The sequence below is a fragment of the Streptomyces sp. NPDC002817 genome (genome assembly GCF_053592055.1).
This window is the reverse complement of record NZ_JBSFUY010000038.1, coordinates 1-15,364: the sequence shown is the minus strand read 5'-3', so window position 1 is coordinate 15,364 and position 15,364 is coordinate 1. Positions and strand designations below refer to the sequence as shown.

17 protein-coding genes are annotated in these 15,364 nt (G+C 71.4%); 9 read left to right on the top strand and 8 right to left on the bottom strand.

Features of this window, described 5'->3' with window-relative positions:
* Positions 1-209: 209 nt before the first annotated feature.
* A complete protein-coding gene (locus ACWD3I_RS41790) occupies positions 210-3,296 on the top strand; it encodes an AfsR/SARP family transcriptional regulator (RefSeq protein ID WP_365404786.1) in 3,087 nt (1,028 codons plus the stop codon).
* Between the two features lie 27 nt (positions 3,297-3,323).
* Here ACWD3I_RS41790 and ACWD3I_RS41785 read toward each other — a convergent pair whose 3' ends face one another.
* From ACWD3I_RS41785 to ACWD3I_RS41775, 3 genes are all read right to left on the bottom strand, one after another.
* Positions 3,324-5,012: a bifunctional 3'-5' exonuclease/DNA polymerase gene (locus tag ACWD3I_RS41785; RefSeq protein WP_365404713.1), complete on the bottom strand. Its 1,689-nt coding sequence runs from the start codon at positions 5,010-5,012 to the stop codon at positions 3,324-3,326.
* A 75-nt stretch (positions 5,013-5,087) separates the two neighbouring features.
* A complete protein-coding gene (locus ACWD3I_RS41780; RefSeq protein ID WP_365404710.1) occupies positions 5,088-5,813 on the bottom strand; it encodes a Clp protease N-terminal domain-containing protein in 726 nt (241 codons plus the stop codon).
* 75 nt (positions 5,814-5,888) lie between these two features.
* Entirely contained in the window at positions 5,889-6,515 is a 627-nt protein-coding gene (locus tag ACWD3I_RS41775; protein ID WP_365404707.1) for a LysE family translocator, read from the bottom strand.
* Positions 6,516-6,580: 65 nt separating this feature from the next.
* Here ACWD3I_RS41775 and ACWD3I_RS41770 point away from each other — a divergent pair, with 65 nt between their 5' ends.
* Complete coding sequence (locus ACWD3I_RS41770) at positions 6,581-7,696, top strand: DUF2786 domain-containing protein (RefSeq protein ID WP_365404704.1); 1,116 nt, start codon at positions 6,581-6,583, stop codon at positions 7,694-7,696.
* Here the strand turns inward: ACWD3I_RS41770 and ACWD3I_RS41765 are convergent.
* The 4 genes from ACWD3I_RS41765 to rpmB form a co-directional block, all read right to left on the bottom strand.
* Positions 7,693-8,220, bottom strand: a complete 528-nt coding sequence (locus tag ACWD3I_RS41765) for a DUF4232 domain-containing protein (RefSeq protein WP_365404701.1) — start codon at positions 8,218-8,220, stop codon at positions 7,693-7,695. The genes ACWD3I_RS41770 and ACWD3I_RS41765 overlap by 4 nt on opposite strands.
* Before the next feature lie 80 nt (positions 8,221-8,300).
* Positions 8,301-8,828 carry a hypothetical protein gene (locus ACWD3I_RS41760; RefSeq protein ID WP_365404699.1) on the bottom strand — a complete coding sequence of 176 codons (528 nt, stop codon included), beginning with the start codon at positions 8,826-8,828 and terminating at the stop codon, positions 8,301-8,303.
* Between the two features lie 44 nt (positions 8,829-8,872).
* Positions 8,873-9,178, bottom strand: coding sequence for a 30S ribosomal protein S14 (rpsN, locus tag ACWD3I_RS41755; RefSeq protein WP_365404696.1), 306 nt, complete (start codon positions 9,176-9,178; stop codon positions 8,873-8,875).
* A gap of 13 nt (positions 9,179-9,191) precedes the next feature.
* Entirely contained in the window at positions 9,192-9,428 is a 237-nt protein-coding gene (rpmB, locus tag ACWD3I_RS41750; RefSeq protein ID WP_046260351.1) for a 50S ribosomal protein L28, read from the bottom strand.
* Positions 9,429-9,490: 62 nt separating this feature from the next.
* Here rpmB and rpmG point away from each other — a divergent pair, with 62 nt between their 5' ends.
* The 5 genes from rpmG (at position 9,491) to ACWD3I_RS41725 (ending at position 11,904) form a co-directional block, all read left to right on the top strand.
* Positions 9,491-9,655 (top strand): 50S ribosomal protein L33, encoded by a 165-nt coding sequence (rpmG, locus tag ACWD3I_RS41745; protein WP_046260352.1) that lies wholly within the window; start codon positions 9,491-9,493, stop codon positions 9,653-9,655.
* A gap of 8 nt (positions 9,656-9,663) precedes the next feature.
* Positions 9,664-9,912: a type B 50S ribosomal protein L31 gene (locus tag ACWD3I_RS41740; protein WP_267015263.1), complete on the top strand. Its 249-nt coding sequence runs from the start codon at positions 9,664-9,666 to the stop codon at positions 9,910-9,912.
* Complete coding sequence (locus ACWD3I_RS41735) at positions 9,912-11,093, top strand: CobW family GTP-binding protein (RefSeq protein WP_365404691.1); 1,182 nt, start codon at positions 9,912-9,914, stop codon at positions 11,091-11,093. The genes ACWD3I_RS41740 and ACWD3I_RS41735 overlap by 1 nt, the downstream gene beginning before the upstream one ends.
* Before the next feature lie 5 nt (positions 11,094-11,098).
* Entirely contained in the window at positions 11,099-11,332 is a 234-nt protein-coding gene (gene rpsR / locus ACWD3I_RS41730) for a 30S ribosomal protein S18 (RefSeq protein WP_046260355.1), read from the top strand.
* 317 nt (positions 11,333-11,649) lie between these two features.
* Positions 11,650-11,904 (top strand): DUF397 domain-containing protein, encoded by a 255-nt coding sequence (locus ACWD3I_RS41725; RefSeq protein ID WP_046260356.1) that lies wholly within the window; start codon positions 11,650-11,652, stop codon positions 11,902-11,904.
* Between the two features lie 106 nt (positions 11,905-12,010).
* On the opposite strand, the gene ACWD3I_RS41720 is transcribed toward ACWD3I_RS41725, so the two are convergent.
* Complete coding sequence (locus ACWD3I_RS41720; protein WP_451084327.1) at positions 12,011-12,508, bottom strand: ATP-binding protein; 498 nt, start codon at positions 12,506-12,508, stop codon at positions 12,011-12,013.
* 333 nt (positions 12,509-12,841) lie between these two features.
* Here ACWD3I_RS41720 and ACWD3I_RS41715 point away from each other — a divergent pair, with 333 nt between their 5' ends.
* A complete protein-coding gene (locus ACWD3I_RS41715) occupies positions 12,842-13,666 on the top strand; it encodes a helix-turn-helix domain-containing protein (protein ID WP_365404783.1) in 825 nt (274 codons plus the stop codon).
* 142 nt (positions 13,667-13,808) lie between these two features.
* Positions 13,809-15,269 carry an aldehyde dehydrogenase family protein gene (locus ACWD3I_RS41710; RefSeq protein ID WP_365404684.1) on the top strand — a complete coding sequence of 487 codons (1,461 nt, stop codon included), beginning with the start codon at positions 13,809-13,811 and terminating at the stop codon, positions 15,267-15,269.
* The last annotated feature ends 95 nt before the right edge of the window (positions 15,270-15,364 follow it).

Sequence of the window (15,364 nt, the reverse complement as noted above, 5' to 3'; positions counted from 1 at the left end):
CGGTCCGCTGCGGGGTCGTCGGCCGATTGGCGTGAAGTCGCCGAGCGGCGGCCTCGGACGGCCGGTACGGTGGCGGATTCCGGCCGGATCGACGGTCGGTGGTACGTGGCGGGAAACCGCTGCACAGAGGGCGGAATCCCGCCAGAAGCGGTGGGTTTTCGAGTGCGGAGCGCGGCCGGGTGCGGCGCGTGGGAAGGCAGTGGTTCGGTGTGAAGCCGTGCGAGCTGCGGTTCGGACTGCTGGGGCCGCCGGTTCTCTACGACGCCGGCGCGACCCGAGTGGTGGGCAGCCCCAAGGTGCGGACGCTGCTGGCCGCGCTGCTTCTCGAGGCGGGCCGTACCGTCTCGGTCGACTCCCTCAAGGACGCGCTGTGGGGCGGGGCGCCGCCCGCCTCCGCGCACGCCTCGCTGCACAACCACGTCAACCGGCTGCGACGGCTGCTCGACGACCCCGAGCGGCTGCGGGCCGTACCGCCCGGCTATCTGCTCCGGGTCGAGCAGGGCGAGCTGGACGTCCATGTCTTCGACACCCACGTCGCCGAGGCGCGCGCCGCGCACACCGGGCGGGACTGGGCACGGACGGTGCGCGCGTGCGCCGAGGGGCTCGCGCTGTGGCGCGGCTCGCCGCTCAGCGGTCTCCCGGCCGAGCTGGGCGGATACGCCTTCGTGCAGCGGCTGCGGGAGGCGCGGCTGCTGCTTCTGGAGTGGCGCTACGACGCCGAGCTCGCCGTCGGTGACCGGCTCGACGGGCTGGTCCTGGAACTGACCTCCCTGGCCGCCGAACATCCGCTGCGCGAGGCCTTCCACCGTCAGCTGATGCTGGCCCTCCACCGGACGGGGCGGCAGGCGGAGGCGCTGGCCGTCCACCGGGATCTGCGGACGCGGCTGGTCGAGGAGCTCGGCGTGGAGCCGGGGGCGGGGGTGCGGGAGGCGCATGTCGAGGTGTTGCGGGAGGCGACGGGGGCGTCCGCCGGGAGTGGCGGGGGCGCAGGCGAGGGTGCGGCCGGGGGTGCGTCGGTCGGCGGTGCGGCCGACAGGGCTGAGGACACGGGGACCGGGCCCGGAGCGGCCGACGCCGAACCCGGAGCCGTCGACTCCGGGCCCGGAGGGATGCCCACAGGACCGCCCCGACCTGCCCAACTCCCTCCGCCACCAGCCCACTTCACCGGCCGCGCAACCGTCCTGGAGGCTGTGCGCCGGACCCTGTCCGACGCCCCCACCGCCGTCGCCGTCATCAACGGCATGGCCGGTGTGGGCAAGAGCGCACTCGCCCTGCACATCGCCCATGGCCTGCGCGAACGCTTTCCCGACGGCCAGCTGTACGTCAACCTGCACGGCGCCACCCCCGGCATGACCCCCCTCACGCCGTCCCAGGCGCTCACCGCACTCCTGCGCGACCTGGGCGCCGACCCCCGCGCCATCCCCGAACACCCGGACGCGGCAGCCGCGTTGCTGCGCTCCCTGCTCGCGCCGACGCGCACGCTCATGGTGCTGGACGACGCCGCGACCGCCGCACAGGTACGGCAGTTGCTGCCGGCCGGCACCGGCTGCGCGGTGATCGTCACCAGCCGCTCCCCGCTGACCACCCTCGACGGCGCCCGCCGTTTCCCGCTCGCCCCGCTGTCGGCGGAGGACAGCGCGGCGCTGCTGCGGACGGTGTCCGGCCGCGACGGCGACGACGGCACCGGCAGCGACGAGGACGCCGACCGCATCGACGCCGCCCATCCCCTCGTCGAACTCACCGGCCGCCTCCCGCTCGCCCTGCGCATCGTCGCCGCCCGCCTGGCCGCGCGCCGCGCCCTCACCCCCGATGTGCTGGCCGACCAACTGGCCGCCACGGAGGACAGGCTGGGGCACCTGGAGTACGACGACCTGTCCGTACGCCGCTCCCTGGCCGTCGCCCACGACGCGCTCGCCGCCTCCGGCCGCCGCACCGACCGCGACGCCGCCCTCGCGCTGCGCCGGCTCGGCGCCCTCGACCTGCCCACGTACGGCGCACCGCTCATCGCCCGGCTCCTCGGCACCGAGGCCGGCCGTGCCGAGGCCGCGCTCGACCGCCTCGTCGACGTGGCGCTCCTGGACGAGACGGCGTACGGCCGCTACGCCCCCCACGACCTGGTCCGCGACTTCGCCCGCGAACTGGCGGACACCCGGCACGCCCCGGACGTCGCCCGCACCGCGGTGCGCTGGTACACGGCCGTCGTCGAACGCACCCTCACCGCGATCGTCGAGCCCGGCCTCGACCAGGACGACCGCCGCCGCCCCACCGCCGCGCAGCCGCCCGAGCACACGGCGCACGTGCTGTCCGTGCCGGCCTTCGCCTCCTCCGAAGAGGCCTTCGCCTGGGCCACGTCGGAGCTGGAGAACATCGTCGCCCTGGTCGAGCGGTACGCGGACGCCCCCGACGACCGCACCGCCGCCCATGTCGCCACCCTCCTGCGGCTCTTCTTCCCCTACCTCCAACGCGGCGGCCGCGTCTCCGAGATGGAGGTGCTCGGACAGGCCGCGCTCCGGCTGGCGCGGCGGTTCGGGGACGAGGTCGCCGAGGCGTACGCGCTGATCGATCTCGCCGGGCTGTACTTCCTCACCGGCCGGCACGGCGAGTCCCTCGTCCGCACCGACGACTCCCTCGCACTCTGGCGGCGACTCGGCGTGCTCTCCAGGATCCGGCGCTGCCTCGGCAACCGGGGCCTGCTGCTGGAGAACCTGGGCCGGTACGAGGAGTCCGGGGAGGCGCTGCGCCAGAGCCTGGAGCTGTCACGGCAGCTGGACGACCCCTGGGGCGAGGCCGTGACCTACGGCCACCTCGGCAATCTGTACGAGCACACCGACCCCCGCGCCGCCATCGAGCAGCACCGGCGCTCGCTCGCCATCGGCGTCGAGATCGGCAACGTCATCGTGCAGCACTCCGCGCACTGCAACATCGGCTACGCCCATCTCACCCTGGGCGAACCGGCCGCCGCCGTACCGCACTTCGAGGAGAGCCGGCGCATTCTCGGCGGCCACGGCGACTGGCACGGTGAGTCCCAGTCCCGGCTCGGTCTGGTGCGCGCGCTGCGGCTGCTGGGCCTCATGGACCGGGCCGAGAGCGAGTGCGCCGAGCTGCTGAGCCGTGCGGACGCCCGCGCCGACGGCTATGTGGGCGGTCTCGCCCGCCACCAGTACGGGCTGGTGCTGCGGGAGCGGGGGCGCGTCGAGGAGGCGGGCGCACAGTGGCGTACGGCCCTCGCCGCGCTGGACGGGACGGACAAGAAGGCGGTCGTGGACGAGCTGCACGCCCTGCTCGGCGACGGCTGATCACTCGGCGTCCGTACAGCGGACCGGTCACTTGGCGTCGGCATAGCACGCCACCACCGACGTCGAGAACGGGAACCGCACCGGCGTCTGCCCGAACGTCAGCCGCGCCGCCAGCTCCGCCGCCTCCCGGATCGCCGCCACGACCGTCTCCGTCTCCTCCTCGGGACAGTGCACGATCACCTCGTCGTGCTGGAAGAAGACCAGCTCGGCCGCCATGTCCGCACAGGTCTGGCGCAGCGCGGCGAGCAGCAGCAGGGTCCAGTCGGCGGCGCTGCCCTGGACGACGAAGTTACGGGCGAAGCGGCCTCGGGCGCGGGCGTTGCGGGAGGCGTACCCCGGTACCCAGCCGTCGTCCGAGGGGGTCTCGGGCGCGTCCTCCTGCGGGATGCCGGCCTCCTCGGCGGCGTCGCCCGCGCCCGCCGCCGGTGGGCAGGTCCGCCCCAGCCAGGTCCGCACGAGCCGCCCCTCCTCGCCCGCGCGGGCCGCGTCGTCGACGTACGCCACCGCCTTGGGGAAGCGGCGTCTGAGCGCGGCGAGGTTCTTGAGGCCGTCGCCGGAGGTCTGGCCGTAGACCGCGCCGAGGACGGCGAGCTTGGCCTGGTCGCGGTCGCCGGAGAAGGCGCGGTCGGAGACGGACTGGTAGAGGTCGGTCTCCCGGCCCGCCACCTCCATCAGCCCGGGGTCACGGGAGATCGCCGCCAGCACCCGCGGCTCCATCTGGTCGGCGTCGGCGACGACGAGCCGCCAGCCCGGGTCGGCGACGACGGCCCGGCGGATGACCTTGGGGATCTGCAGCGCGCCCCCGCCGTTGGTGACCCAGCGGCCGGTGACCGTGCCGTGGCACAGGAACTCGGGCCGGAACCGCCCCTCGCGCACCCAGTCCTGGAGCCAGGACCAGCCGTGGGCGACCCAGATCCGGTACAGCTTCTTGTACTCGATCAGGGGCTTCACGGCCGGGTGGTCGATCGACTCGAGCTCCCAGCGGCGGGTGGAGTTCACCTTGATGCCGGCCTGCGCGAACGCCTTGACGACATCGGCGGGCAGGTCGGGCCGGACCCGGCGCCCGAAGGCCACGGACACCTCGTCGGCGAGTTCGGCGAGGCGCCGGGGCTCACCGCCACCGGCGTATCGCTCGCCGAGCATCTCGTGCAGCACCTGCCGGTGGACGTCGGCGCTCCACGGCAGCCCCGCGCGGTTCATCTCGGCGGCCACCAGCATCCCGGCCGACTCGGCGGTGATCAGCAGCCGCATCCGGTCGGGGTGAGCGGTGGCGTCCTGGCGGCGCTGCTGGTCGGCGTACACCTCCAGCAGGTCGGCGAGCGGCAGATGGACGGCCTGCGGCTCGAAGAGGGAGGACTGCGAGCCGGGTTCGGCCGAGCGCAGCGGTGGGTCGGGCGGTACGGGGCCGCCGCGCAGCCGGGCCAGGGCGGCGGCGGCCGAGCGCGGCTCGCCGTAGCGCCCCGCGTGGCCCAGCAGCAGGGTCTCGGCGTCCTCGATGTCGTAGCACCGCTCGACCCGTACCCCCGCGGTGAGCAGTCGCGGATACACCTCGGCCGTGGACCGCCACACCCACCGCGCCACCTCGGGCCGCCCCCGCACGGCCCCCGCGACATCCCCCTCCCGCCGCACCGGTCCGGCGGGCAGCCCGTCGGCACCGAGGGGGGCGATCTCCACGCCACCGTCCTCGGCCGGAGCGAGAGCCCAGCGGTCGGTCATGGTGGCGAGTCTCGCAGGAGGGTCTGACAACGGCCCTTCGCCCGCCGCCGGGCGGCGTGCCCCCGACCCAGGGGGTCAGGCCCTCTCTTCCTGGATCTTCGCCAGCGCCGTCGTCACGTTCTCCTCCGCCGCTTCCTTCGTGATGCCCAGGCCCGACAGCACGCCCTCGCCGTTCTCGAACTCCAGCAGGGCCAGCAGGATGTGTTCGGTGCCGACGTAGTTGTGGCCCAGGCGGAGGGCCTCGCGGAAGGTGAGTTCCAGGACCTTCTTGGCGTCGGAGCCGTAGGGGACGAGTTCCGGGGCCTCCTCGACGGCCGGGGGCAGTGCGGCGCCGGCGGCCTGGCGTACGACGTCGAGGAGGACGCCCTGTGCGGTGATCGCCTTGGCGGCCAGGGCGTCCGGTTCGGCCAGCAGGCCGAGGACCAGGTGCTCGGGGCGGCCTTCGGCGTTGCGGGCGGCGACGGCCTCGTTGTGCGCGGCCATCACGGTGTTGCGGGCACGGGTCGTGAAGCGGCTGAAGTCCTGGTTGGCGCCGGGCTCAGCGCCCTCCCTCGGCACGAACCGCTTCTGCGCGGCCTGCCGCGTGACGCCCATGCTCCTGCCGATGTCCGTCCAGGAGGCGCCCGAGCGTCGGGCCTGGTCCACGAAGTGGCCGATCAGATGGTCGGCCACGTCACCGAGGTGGTCGGCGGCGATCACCGCGTCCTCGAGCTGGTCGAGCGGCTGGTCGTGGACCTTCTTGATGGCCGCGATGAGGTCGTCGAGGCGTACGGATGACGTGATGCTGGGGTTCGTCGTCATGTGTCAACCGTAGGTTGACAGTCATGGGGTGTCAACCCGCGGTTGACGAACCGAGCCCTCCACGCGCGCGTGCCCCTACTTCGGCGACACGGCCACCAAGCGCACCGCCAGCCCCGTGAACACCGTCCCGCTGAAGATGTTGAGCCCCCGCGCCACCCGGCGACTGCGCCGCAGCAGCGCGGAGAGCTTCCCGGAGAGCAGTCCGATCGAGCCGTCCACCGCGAAGCCCATGACCGTGATCGTGAGCCCGAGGACCAGGAACTGCTCCCACACGTGCCCCATCTCCGGCGCCACGAACTGGGGCAGGAACGCCACGTTGAAGAGGATCACCTTGGGGTTGAGGAGGTTGGTGACGGCGCCCTGCCAGAAGGCCCGCCGCATCCCCGGCCCGGCCACGGTCCCCTCGCCGATCGGCGAACGGTCCCGGAACGCCTTCACCGCGAGGTACAGCAGATAGGCCGCGCCCGCCCAGCGCAGCACGTGGTACAGCGTCGGCAGGGCCAGGAACAGCGCCGAGAGTCCGAGCGCCGCGGCCACCGTGTGCACGAACATCGCACAGGCCACCCCGAACGCCGCCATCACCCCCGCCGCGGGGCCACCGCGTCCGCCCATCGCCACGATGAACATCATGTCGGGGCCGGGAGTCACACAGAGCGCGAAAGCGGCCACGAGGAAGGCCGCGTAGAGAGACATGTCCACCATGCGGCCATGCTCGAAGCCCGCACGCGCGGCGGCACCCGATTTTCGGGGAGTGAGACGATCGCCCCGTGACCAGCAGCAGCGCCCCCGGCACCGTCGACCGCGCCTTCGAGGCAGCCCTCTACACGGACGCCGACTCCGCCCTCGACACGGCCGCCTCCCTCCTCGCCGCCGACAGGACGGCCGACGCCGAACTCGACCGCCGGGGGCGGGAGTTCGTGGCGGCCGCCTGGCGGCGGGGCTGGCAGCCCGCCGACGTCGTACGGATCGTGCGACGGGAGCTGGACGACGTACACGTACGTCTGGCATCGGCGCTGATCCACACGCAGGCGCCCGACGACCGCGCGCGCGGCCCCCGCTGGCGGGCCCAGCTCGAGGAGCTGACGGCCGACGCCCCGCCACAGGACCGTTTCTCCCGCGCCACCGCGGTCCTGGAGCTGTACCGTCTGCTGCTCCGCCTGCCCGCCCTGGAGTCCCTCGACGAGCCGGCCGGCCGCACCGCGCACCCCGAGTCCCGCATGCTCACCCGCATCCGCGCGCTGCTCGCGAAGGCGGAGGGGACGGACTACCCGGAGGAGGCGGAGGCGCTCAGCGCCAAGGCGCAGGAGCTGATGGCCCGGCACAGCGTCGACGAGGCGCTCCTGGACGCGCAGGCGCCCACGCACGACACCCCCGGCGCCTGCCGGATCGGGGTCGAACCGCCGTACGAGCAGGCCAAGGCGGTGCTGCTGGACGCGGTGGCGACGGCGAACCACTGCCGGGCGGTGTGGAACGAACCGCTCGCCTTCTCCACGGTCGTCGGCTTCGAGCCCGATCTGGAGGTCGTGGAACTGCTCTACACCTCCCTGCTCGTCCAGGCCACGACGGCGATGACCAGGGCGGAGGCGGCCCAGCGGGCGGGCGGCCGGAAGCGGACCAAGACCTTTCGGCAGTCCTTCCTCGCGGCCTACGCCCACCGCGTGGGAGTCCGCCTGCGTGCCGCGGCCGAGACCCAGGTGAGCGACGACCTGCTCCCGGTGCTCGCCACCCGCGAGGTCGCGGTCACCGGCCGCCTCGACCGGATGTTCCCGGAGACGACCACGACCCGGCTGCGCGGCGTCAACGACGAGGCGGGCTGGGTCGAGGGCTCGGAGGCGGCGGACCGTGCGCAGGTGGGGTCCCGACGGCGGCTCGGCCAGGCCTAGTCGCCGGACGTCTGGAACCCGCTCACCGAGGCGTCCGGGGTCTTGCCGTCGCTCTTCACCGCGACATCGCCGTACGACCACTTGAAGTCGTAGGTCTCGGAGGAGCCGGGCAGGCTGAACTTCCCCTCCGACACGGCGAGGCTCTTGCCGCCGCCCGCCTCGCCCATGACGTAGGTGAGGGTGAAGGAGGTCGCGGCGCCCTTCGTGAGGGTCGTCCTCGTGGCCTTGGCGGACGGGTCCGGCTCGACGGCGACCGTGCCGAGGGTGACGGAGGGCAGGCCGTCGAGGGTGCACTTGGCGCCGCTGCCGTTGGTGATCGTGACGGGCACGTTGCCGGTGTCCCCGACGGCGGGGGCGGCGTTGGCGGGCCCGACCTGCACCGTCATCGCGCCGACCGCGCAGGCGGTGACGCCCTTGGGGCTGCTCGTGGCGGCCTTGTCCTTGGTGTCCCCGTCGTCGTCGGAGCAGGCGGTCAGCGTCAGGGCCGCGGTGAGGAAGGCGGCGGCGAGGGGAAGGGCGCGCATGAGGGGTCCTTGAGTGCTCAGGTGCTGCGTGAACGCGTGCATGGATCATCACGCACGAAGCGGGGAATCGCTTACGAGGATCAGCCCAGGCTCGCCGTCGGCAGTCCGGACGGCAGCTGGCCGCCCTCCGACTTCGTGTACGTCTCCGTGCCCAGACCGCCCTCCCATGTCACCTTGAGGCTGGTCTTGCCGACGGAGTCGACCATTCCGGTCTGTCGGTCCTTGCTGCCGTCCGTGCACTTGAGGCGGATCATCTGCATGCCGTCCTCCTCGCCCGCGGTCCCGCTGCAGATGGTCCCGCCGGTCGCGAAGAGCCCGGCCTCCGTGCCGTTGACCATCAGCACCACGGCCTTGCCCTTGGTGGTGGCGAGCCAGCTGCCCGCGAGTTCGTCCGAGGCGGAGGCGGAGGCCGACGAGGAAGCCGATCCGCCGGTCCCGCCTCCCGTGTCCGCGGTCGACGACGCACCGGTGCTCGGCGGCGAGTCGTCGTCGGAGCCGCCGTCCCCGCTGCACGCGGTCAGCGCGAGTACGCCCGCCAGGGTCGCGGCGGTCGCCGCGACCCGCATCCGCCGGTGTGACGTGGTGCGCGAGAAGATCGCCGAAGTCACTGGAGGCTCCTAGCTGTAGCGGTCGACGCAACGACCGCAGCAAGCTACCAGGAGGACTTGCGGACCCCCGGAAGGTATCCGGCGTGCGCCTGCTGCCGGAGGCCGACGCGAGAGAGGCCGAAGGCGCGGTAGTAGCCGCGCGGCCGCCCGTCCACCTGGTCCCGGTTGCGTACGCGCGTGGCGCTGGCGTCCCGTGGCTGCCGGTTCAACTCCTGCTGGGCGGCGAGCCGTTCGGCATCCGTGGAGGACGGGCGCCGGATGATCTCCTTCAGCTCGGCGCGGCGCTCGGCGTACCGGGCGACGATCTCCTGCCGCTTCTCGTTCTTCGCGATCTTGCTCTTCTTCGCCATGCCGGTTTCTCCCTCAGACCCGCACCCCGCGCGCGCGGATCCGCGCCACGGCTGCCTCGATACCGATCGTGTCGACGGTCTTGATCCCCTTCGTGCTCAGCCGCAGCCGGACGTTCCGGCCCTCGCTGGGCAGCCAGTAGCGCTTGGACTGGATGTTGGGGTCGAAGCGGCGCGAAGTGCGCCGGTGGGAGTGGGAGATGCGGTTGCCGAAGCCGGGCTGGGCGCCGGTCAGCATGCAGTGGGCGGACACGGGTGATGCACCTCTCTCGAAGCCGTTGTGTAAATGGATTTCATTTTCAGTAAGATAGCAGCATGGCTCGCAACGAACTCCGCCCGGTCATCAAGCTCCGGTCCACGGCGGGGACCGGCTTCACCTACGTCACCCGCAAGAACCGCCGCAACGACCCGGACCGTATGACGCTCCGCAAGTACGACCCGGTCGCCCGCCGCCACGTCGACTTCCGAGAGGAGCGCTGACCACCGCCATGCGCAACGGAATCCACCCCTCCTACGGCCCGGTCGTCTTCCGGGACCGTGCCGCGAACTACACCTTCCTGACCCGCTCGACGATGACGAGCGAGAAGACCATCGAGTGGGAGGACGGTCACACCTACCCGGTCGTCGACGTCGAGATCTCGAACGTCAGCCATCCCTTCTACACCGGCACCGCGCGCGTGCTGGACACAGCCGGACGCGTGGAGCGCTTCGAGCGCCGGTACGGGAAGAACGGCTGATGCTCTCCGTCGTGATCGTCGGCGGGCTGCACGCCGACGCCCGCAAGGCGGCCGTCGAGCGGCTGCTCGCCGACGTGCCGGGCAGCGTCGTCCTCCACCACGACCTGGCGACGGCCGCGGCGGGCACGGTCGTACGGACCATCCGTGACGCCTCCGGGATCCTCGCCGCGGGGGAGGCGCCGCTGGTCAACGACTGCGCGTGCTGTGCGCTGCGCGAGGACCTGGTGCCGGAGCTGCGCCGACTGGCCGACGACGGCCTCACGCGGCTCGCGGTCGTCGAGTTGTGGGACTCGGTGGAGCCCAAGGCCATGGCCGAGGTCGTCACGGCCGGCGGGCTCACCGTCACCGGCGTCGTCACCGCCGTCGACCCGGCACTGGTCCTGCCGTACCTGGGCAACGGCGACGACCTCGCCGACCGCGGCCTCGCCGCAGCCGCCACCGACCAGCGCACGGTCGCCGACACCTTCGCACGCCAGCTGGAGTACGCCCCCGTCCTCGCCGTGGCCGACTCGGAGGAGGCCGACGACGAGGACCGCGAGCTGCTCGCGCAACTGCATCCGACGGCCCGCCAGGTCCCGATCGGTCACGCCGACCCGGCGGCCGTGGAGCCCGGTGCACGGCCCGATGCGCAGCCATCCGCACGCTCGCCGTTGGCGGCGGCGGCCCTCGCCGGCTTCGACGTGGAGGCCGCGGCCGCCGCCCAGCACCCCGCCTGTGCCCTCCTCCCCACCGAGGCGGACGCCCACGGTGTCTCCACGCTGGTCTGGCACCGGTGCCGCCCCTTCCACCCGGAGCGGCTGTACGAGGCGCTGGAGGACATCACCTGTGCGGCCGCCCGCAGCCGTGGCCGGTTCTGGCTGGCCGACAAGCCGGATGTGCTGCTGCACTGGGACGCGGCCGGCGGAGCGCTGTGCGTGGAGAGCGTGGGCCCCTGGCTCGCCTCCCTGCCGGACGCGGCCTGGGAGATGGTCCCGCCGGTGCGCCGGGCCGCCGCGGCGATGGACTGGCACCCCGAGCACGGCGACTGCTGCCAGCACCTGGTGTTCACGTCGCCCGCCCTCGACCGCGACGGCCTCGAACGGCTGCTGGAGCACTGCCTGCTCACCGACACCGAGTACGCCGCGGGCCGCGACGCCTGGAAGCGGTTGCCGCCCGCCTTCGACACCCTCCTGGAGGTCTGACCCGCATGCCCCGCAAGCCCGAGCGCAAGCCCGCCAAGAACCGTCCCAACCCGCTGGACCAGGCGAAGATCACATACATCGACTACAAGGACACCGATCTGCTGCGGAAGTTCATCTCCGACCGCGGCAAGATCCGCAGCCGCCGGGTCACCCGCGTCACGTCCCAGCAGCAGCGCCGCCTGGCCCGCGCCATCAAGAACGCCCGGGAGATGGCACTGTTGCCGTACGGCAACCGCTGATCGCCCGCCCTTTTCGAGGCCCCGGCGTGGACACGGTTCACGCCGGGGCCGAACTTTGCCCCCGCACGATTGGGTGAAGCTTGGAACACAACAGGCGCGGTACGCGTCTATCCCTCAGACACGAGGGGGTTCGGCCCAGATGCCGAGGTGCCGGGGGGAACGTAACCGGCGCCCCGTACGTCACATCTGTAACCACAGGACCACCCCGCGTGCACGTGCATCTGCTCATGCATCTGCACGTGAACAGAGCTATGATCCGGACCAGTTGACCACTGCATCAATGGCCCCAAGGCCACCGCACCACCGGGGAGCGACCTGTGGACCACGACGTGTACAACGACGTGTACAACGGCATGGCAGCCACGGAGCTGAACGGGGTGGCCTGGCAGAAGAGCCGGCACAGCAACTCGCAGGGTTCCTGCGTCGAGTTCGCGCGGCTGCCCGACGGAGGCGTGGCCATGCGCAACTCCCGGTTCCCCGACGGTCCGGCGCTGGTCTACACGCGCGCCGAGATAGAGGCGATGCTGCTCGGGGTGAAGGACGGCGAGTTCGACCACCTCGTAGTGGGCTGACGTCCGGGAGCCGGCGCCCCACCGCGGCGCGGGGGACTCAGGGCGATCGCTGCTTCACGCCCCGTGACGCGCGTAGAACCGTGGCATCGAAAAACGCCGCGGTGCCTCACTCGGCGGACTGCAGGCGGAACAGTGCCCAGACGACCTTGCCGTTGAGTGTGCCGGCGAGCGGATGCCAACCCCAGCCGTCCGCGAAGGAGTCGACGAGGAACAGGCCCCGCCCGGACTCCGCCGAGAAGTCGTCCGAGTCGCGCGCGACCGGGCTGTCGTGGCTGGGATCGCGCACCGCGCACACCAGCCGCTCCGTCCAGCGCATCAGATGCAGTCGCACGGGCGGAATCTGGTCGGGTGCGTGTCCGTTGCTCGTCGGCAGACCGTGTCGCAGGGCGTTGGTGACCAGTTCGGAGACGACCAGACAGACGTCGTCGAAGCGGTCGCCTATGTCCCACTGGTCGAGTGTTCTGCGGGTGAACTGCCGTGCCTCGCGCACCGCTTCGTAGCGGGCGGGCAGAGCACAGGAGGCGGCGTTGGACACGGCGGCGGGATCCAGCGGCGGAAGGCCCTGCCGTAACGGCTCGAGCATGGTCGATCCATTCGTCCCCATGCGAGGCACTCCCGGAGGTTCGCGGTCGTTGCGATGCAGCGGTTGCGCGGGACCATGGTTTCGGATGAGGAGTGCAGATGCAAGGTGCAGATGCACGTGCACGTGACCGAATTGGACGTTCCCGTACCGCTTGTTGGGCATTTTTTCCGCCAACTTCCTTACTTCTCTTGCCTTCTCCTCCTGTCCTGCTGTGTGGAATCTTTGGCTTCTTTCCATCTCTGTAATCGGACGAGTACAGCTCGAAGTGTTTTAGTGGCAGACTTCGGCTCCTGAAGACGGCTGGGGAGGCTGGCGAACGTGAGCGCGGGAGAGCCCGGATCGGTGGTGCGGCGGATGCTGCTCGGCTCGCAACTCAGGCGACTGCGTGAGGCGCGCGGAATCACCCGCGAGGCCGCGGGCTACTCCATTCGCGCCTCGGAGTCGAAGATCAGCCGGATGGAGTTGGGCCGGGTGAGCTTCAAGACGAGGGACGTCGAGGATCTGCTGACGTTGTACGGCATCACGGACGAGCAGGAGCGCGCCTCACTTCTCTCCCTCGCACGCGAGGCCAACGTCGCGGGCTGGTGGCACAGTTACTCCGACGTTCTGCCGAGCTGGTTCCCCACCTATGTCGGCCTGGAGGGCGCGGCCACCCTGATCCGGGTGTACGAGGTGCAGTTCGTGCACGGCCTGCTCCAGACCGAGGCCTACGCCCGCGCGGTCGTGCGGCGCGGCATGAAGGGTGCGAGCGAGGCCGACGTGGAGAAGCGCGTCGCCCTGCGCCTTGAGCGGCAGAAGTACCTCGCCGAAGTGGGCGGCCCCGAGTTCCACATCGTCCTGGACGAGGCGGCGCTGCGCCGGCCGTACGGCGACCGCGAGGTGATGCGGGGTCAGCTTCAGCATCTGATCGAGGTCTCCACGCGTCCCAATGTGCGGCTGCAGGTCATGCCGTTCGGCTTCGGCGGTCACTCCGGCGAGTCCGGCGCCTTCACCCTCCTCAGCTTCCCCGAGTCCGACCTCTCGGACGTGGTCTATCTGGAGCAGCTCACCAGCGCCCTGTACCTGGACAAGCGCGAGGACGTCGCCCAGTACGAGAAGGCGCTCAAGGAGCTCCAGCAGGACAGCCCAGGGCCGGACGAGAGCCGGGACCTTCTACGGGGTCTCCTCCAACTCTCCTGAGATCTTCGCCAACCCTCCTAGGGTTTTCCCCAGAACATCGCTCTGTGTCCCCAACTCACTTGTCGCACAAGTACGATGACGCGTGATCAGACCGTGACGTCGATCGCGCGTCGCGTGCGTCTGCTAGCGATTTGGGGATCACATGTCGTCGTACTTCACTGATCTGGCCCAGCAGTACATCGACGGTGAGTGGCGCCCGGGCACCGGATCCTGGGACATCATCGACTTCAATCCGTACGACGGCGAGAAGCTGGCGTCGATCACCATAGCCACGGTCGACGAGGTCGACGAGGCGTATCAGGCGGCGGCCCGCGCCCAGAAGCAGTGGGCCGACACCAACCCCTACGCCCGCCGCGGGGTCTTCGAGAAGGCGCTCGGCCTGATCAACGAGCGCGAGCAGGAGATCACCGACGTGATCATCGCCGAGCTCGGCGGCACACGCGTCAAGGCCGGCTTCGAGCTCCACCTCGCCAAGGAGTTCCTGCGCGAGGCGATCCACCTGTCGCTGCGCCCCGAGGGCCGCATCATCCCGTCGCCGATCGACGGCAAGGAGAACCGCGTCTACCGGGTGCCGGTGGGCGTGGTGGGCGTGATCAGCCCCTTCAACTTCCCGTTCCTGCTGTCGATCAAGTCGGTGGCCCCGGCGCTGGCGCTCGGCAACGGCGTCGTACTGAAGCCGCACCAGAACACCCCGATCACCGGCGGCACCCTGGTCGCGAAGATCTTCGAGGACGCGGGCCTGCCCAAGGGTCTCCTCAACGTCGTCGTCACCGACATCGCGGAGATCGGCGACGCCTTCATCGAGCACCCCGTCCCGAAGGTCATCTCCTTCACCGGCTCCGACAAGGTCGGCCGCCACGTCGCCACCGTCACCGCCTCGCACTTCAAGCGCTCGGTCCTCGAACTCGGCGGCAACAGCGCCATCGTGGTGCTCGACGACGCCGACATCGACTACGCCGTCGACGCCGCGGTCTTCAGCCGGTACGTCCACCAGGGCCAGGTCTGCATGGCCGCCAACCGTGTGCTCGTGGACCGCTCGATCGCCGACGAGTTCACCGAGAAGTTCGTCGCCAAGGTCAAGGGCCTCAAGGTGGGCGACCCCCGCGACCCGGAGACGGTGATCGGTCCGGTCATCAACTCCTCCCAGGCGGACGCCCTCGCGAGCACCGTCGAACAGGCGATAGCCGAGGGCGCGACGGCCCTGGTGCGCGGTGAGACGAACGACAACCTGGTCTCGCCGTCGGTCCTCACCGACATCCCGGCCGGCTCCGCCCTCCTCCACCAGGAGGTCTTCGGCCCGGTCGCCTTCCTCATCCCGGTCGACGGCGAGGAGGAGGCGGTCCGCGTGGTCAACGACACCCCGTACGGCCTCAGCGGCGCCGTCCACACCGCGAACATCGAGCGCGGCGTCAACTTCGCCAAGCGCATCGACACCGGCATGTTCCACGTCAACGACGGCACCGTCCACGACGAGCCGATCGTCCCCTTCGGCGGCGAGAAGAGCTCCGGCGTCGGCCGTCTCAACGGCGAGACGATGCTGGACGCTTTCACCACGCTGAAGTGGATCTCGGTGCAGCACGGACGGAGCAGGTTCCCGTTCTGACGGAGCACCCCCCGAACCGAGCCGGCGCCCGGTCCCTGCAGGGACCGGGGGTTGTTGGGGGGTGGGGGGGCCCGGGCAACTGGCGGTCAAACACC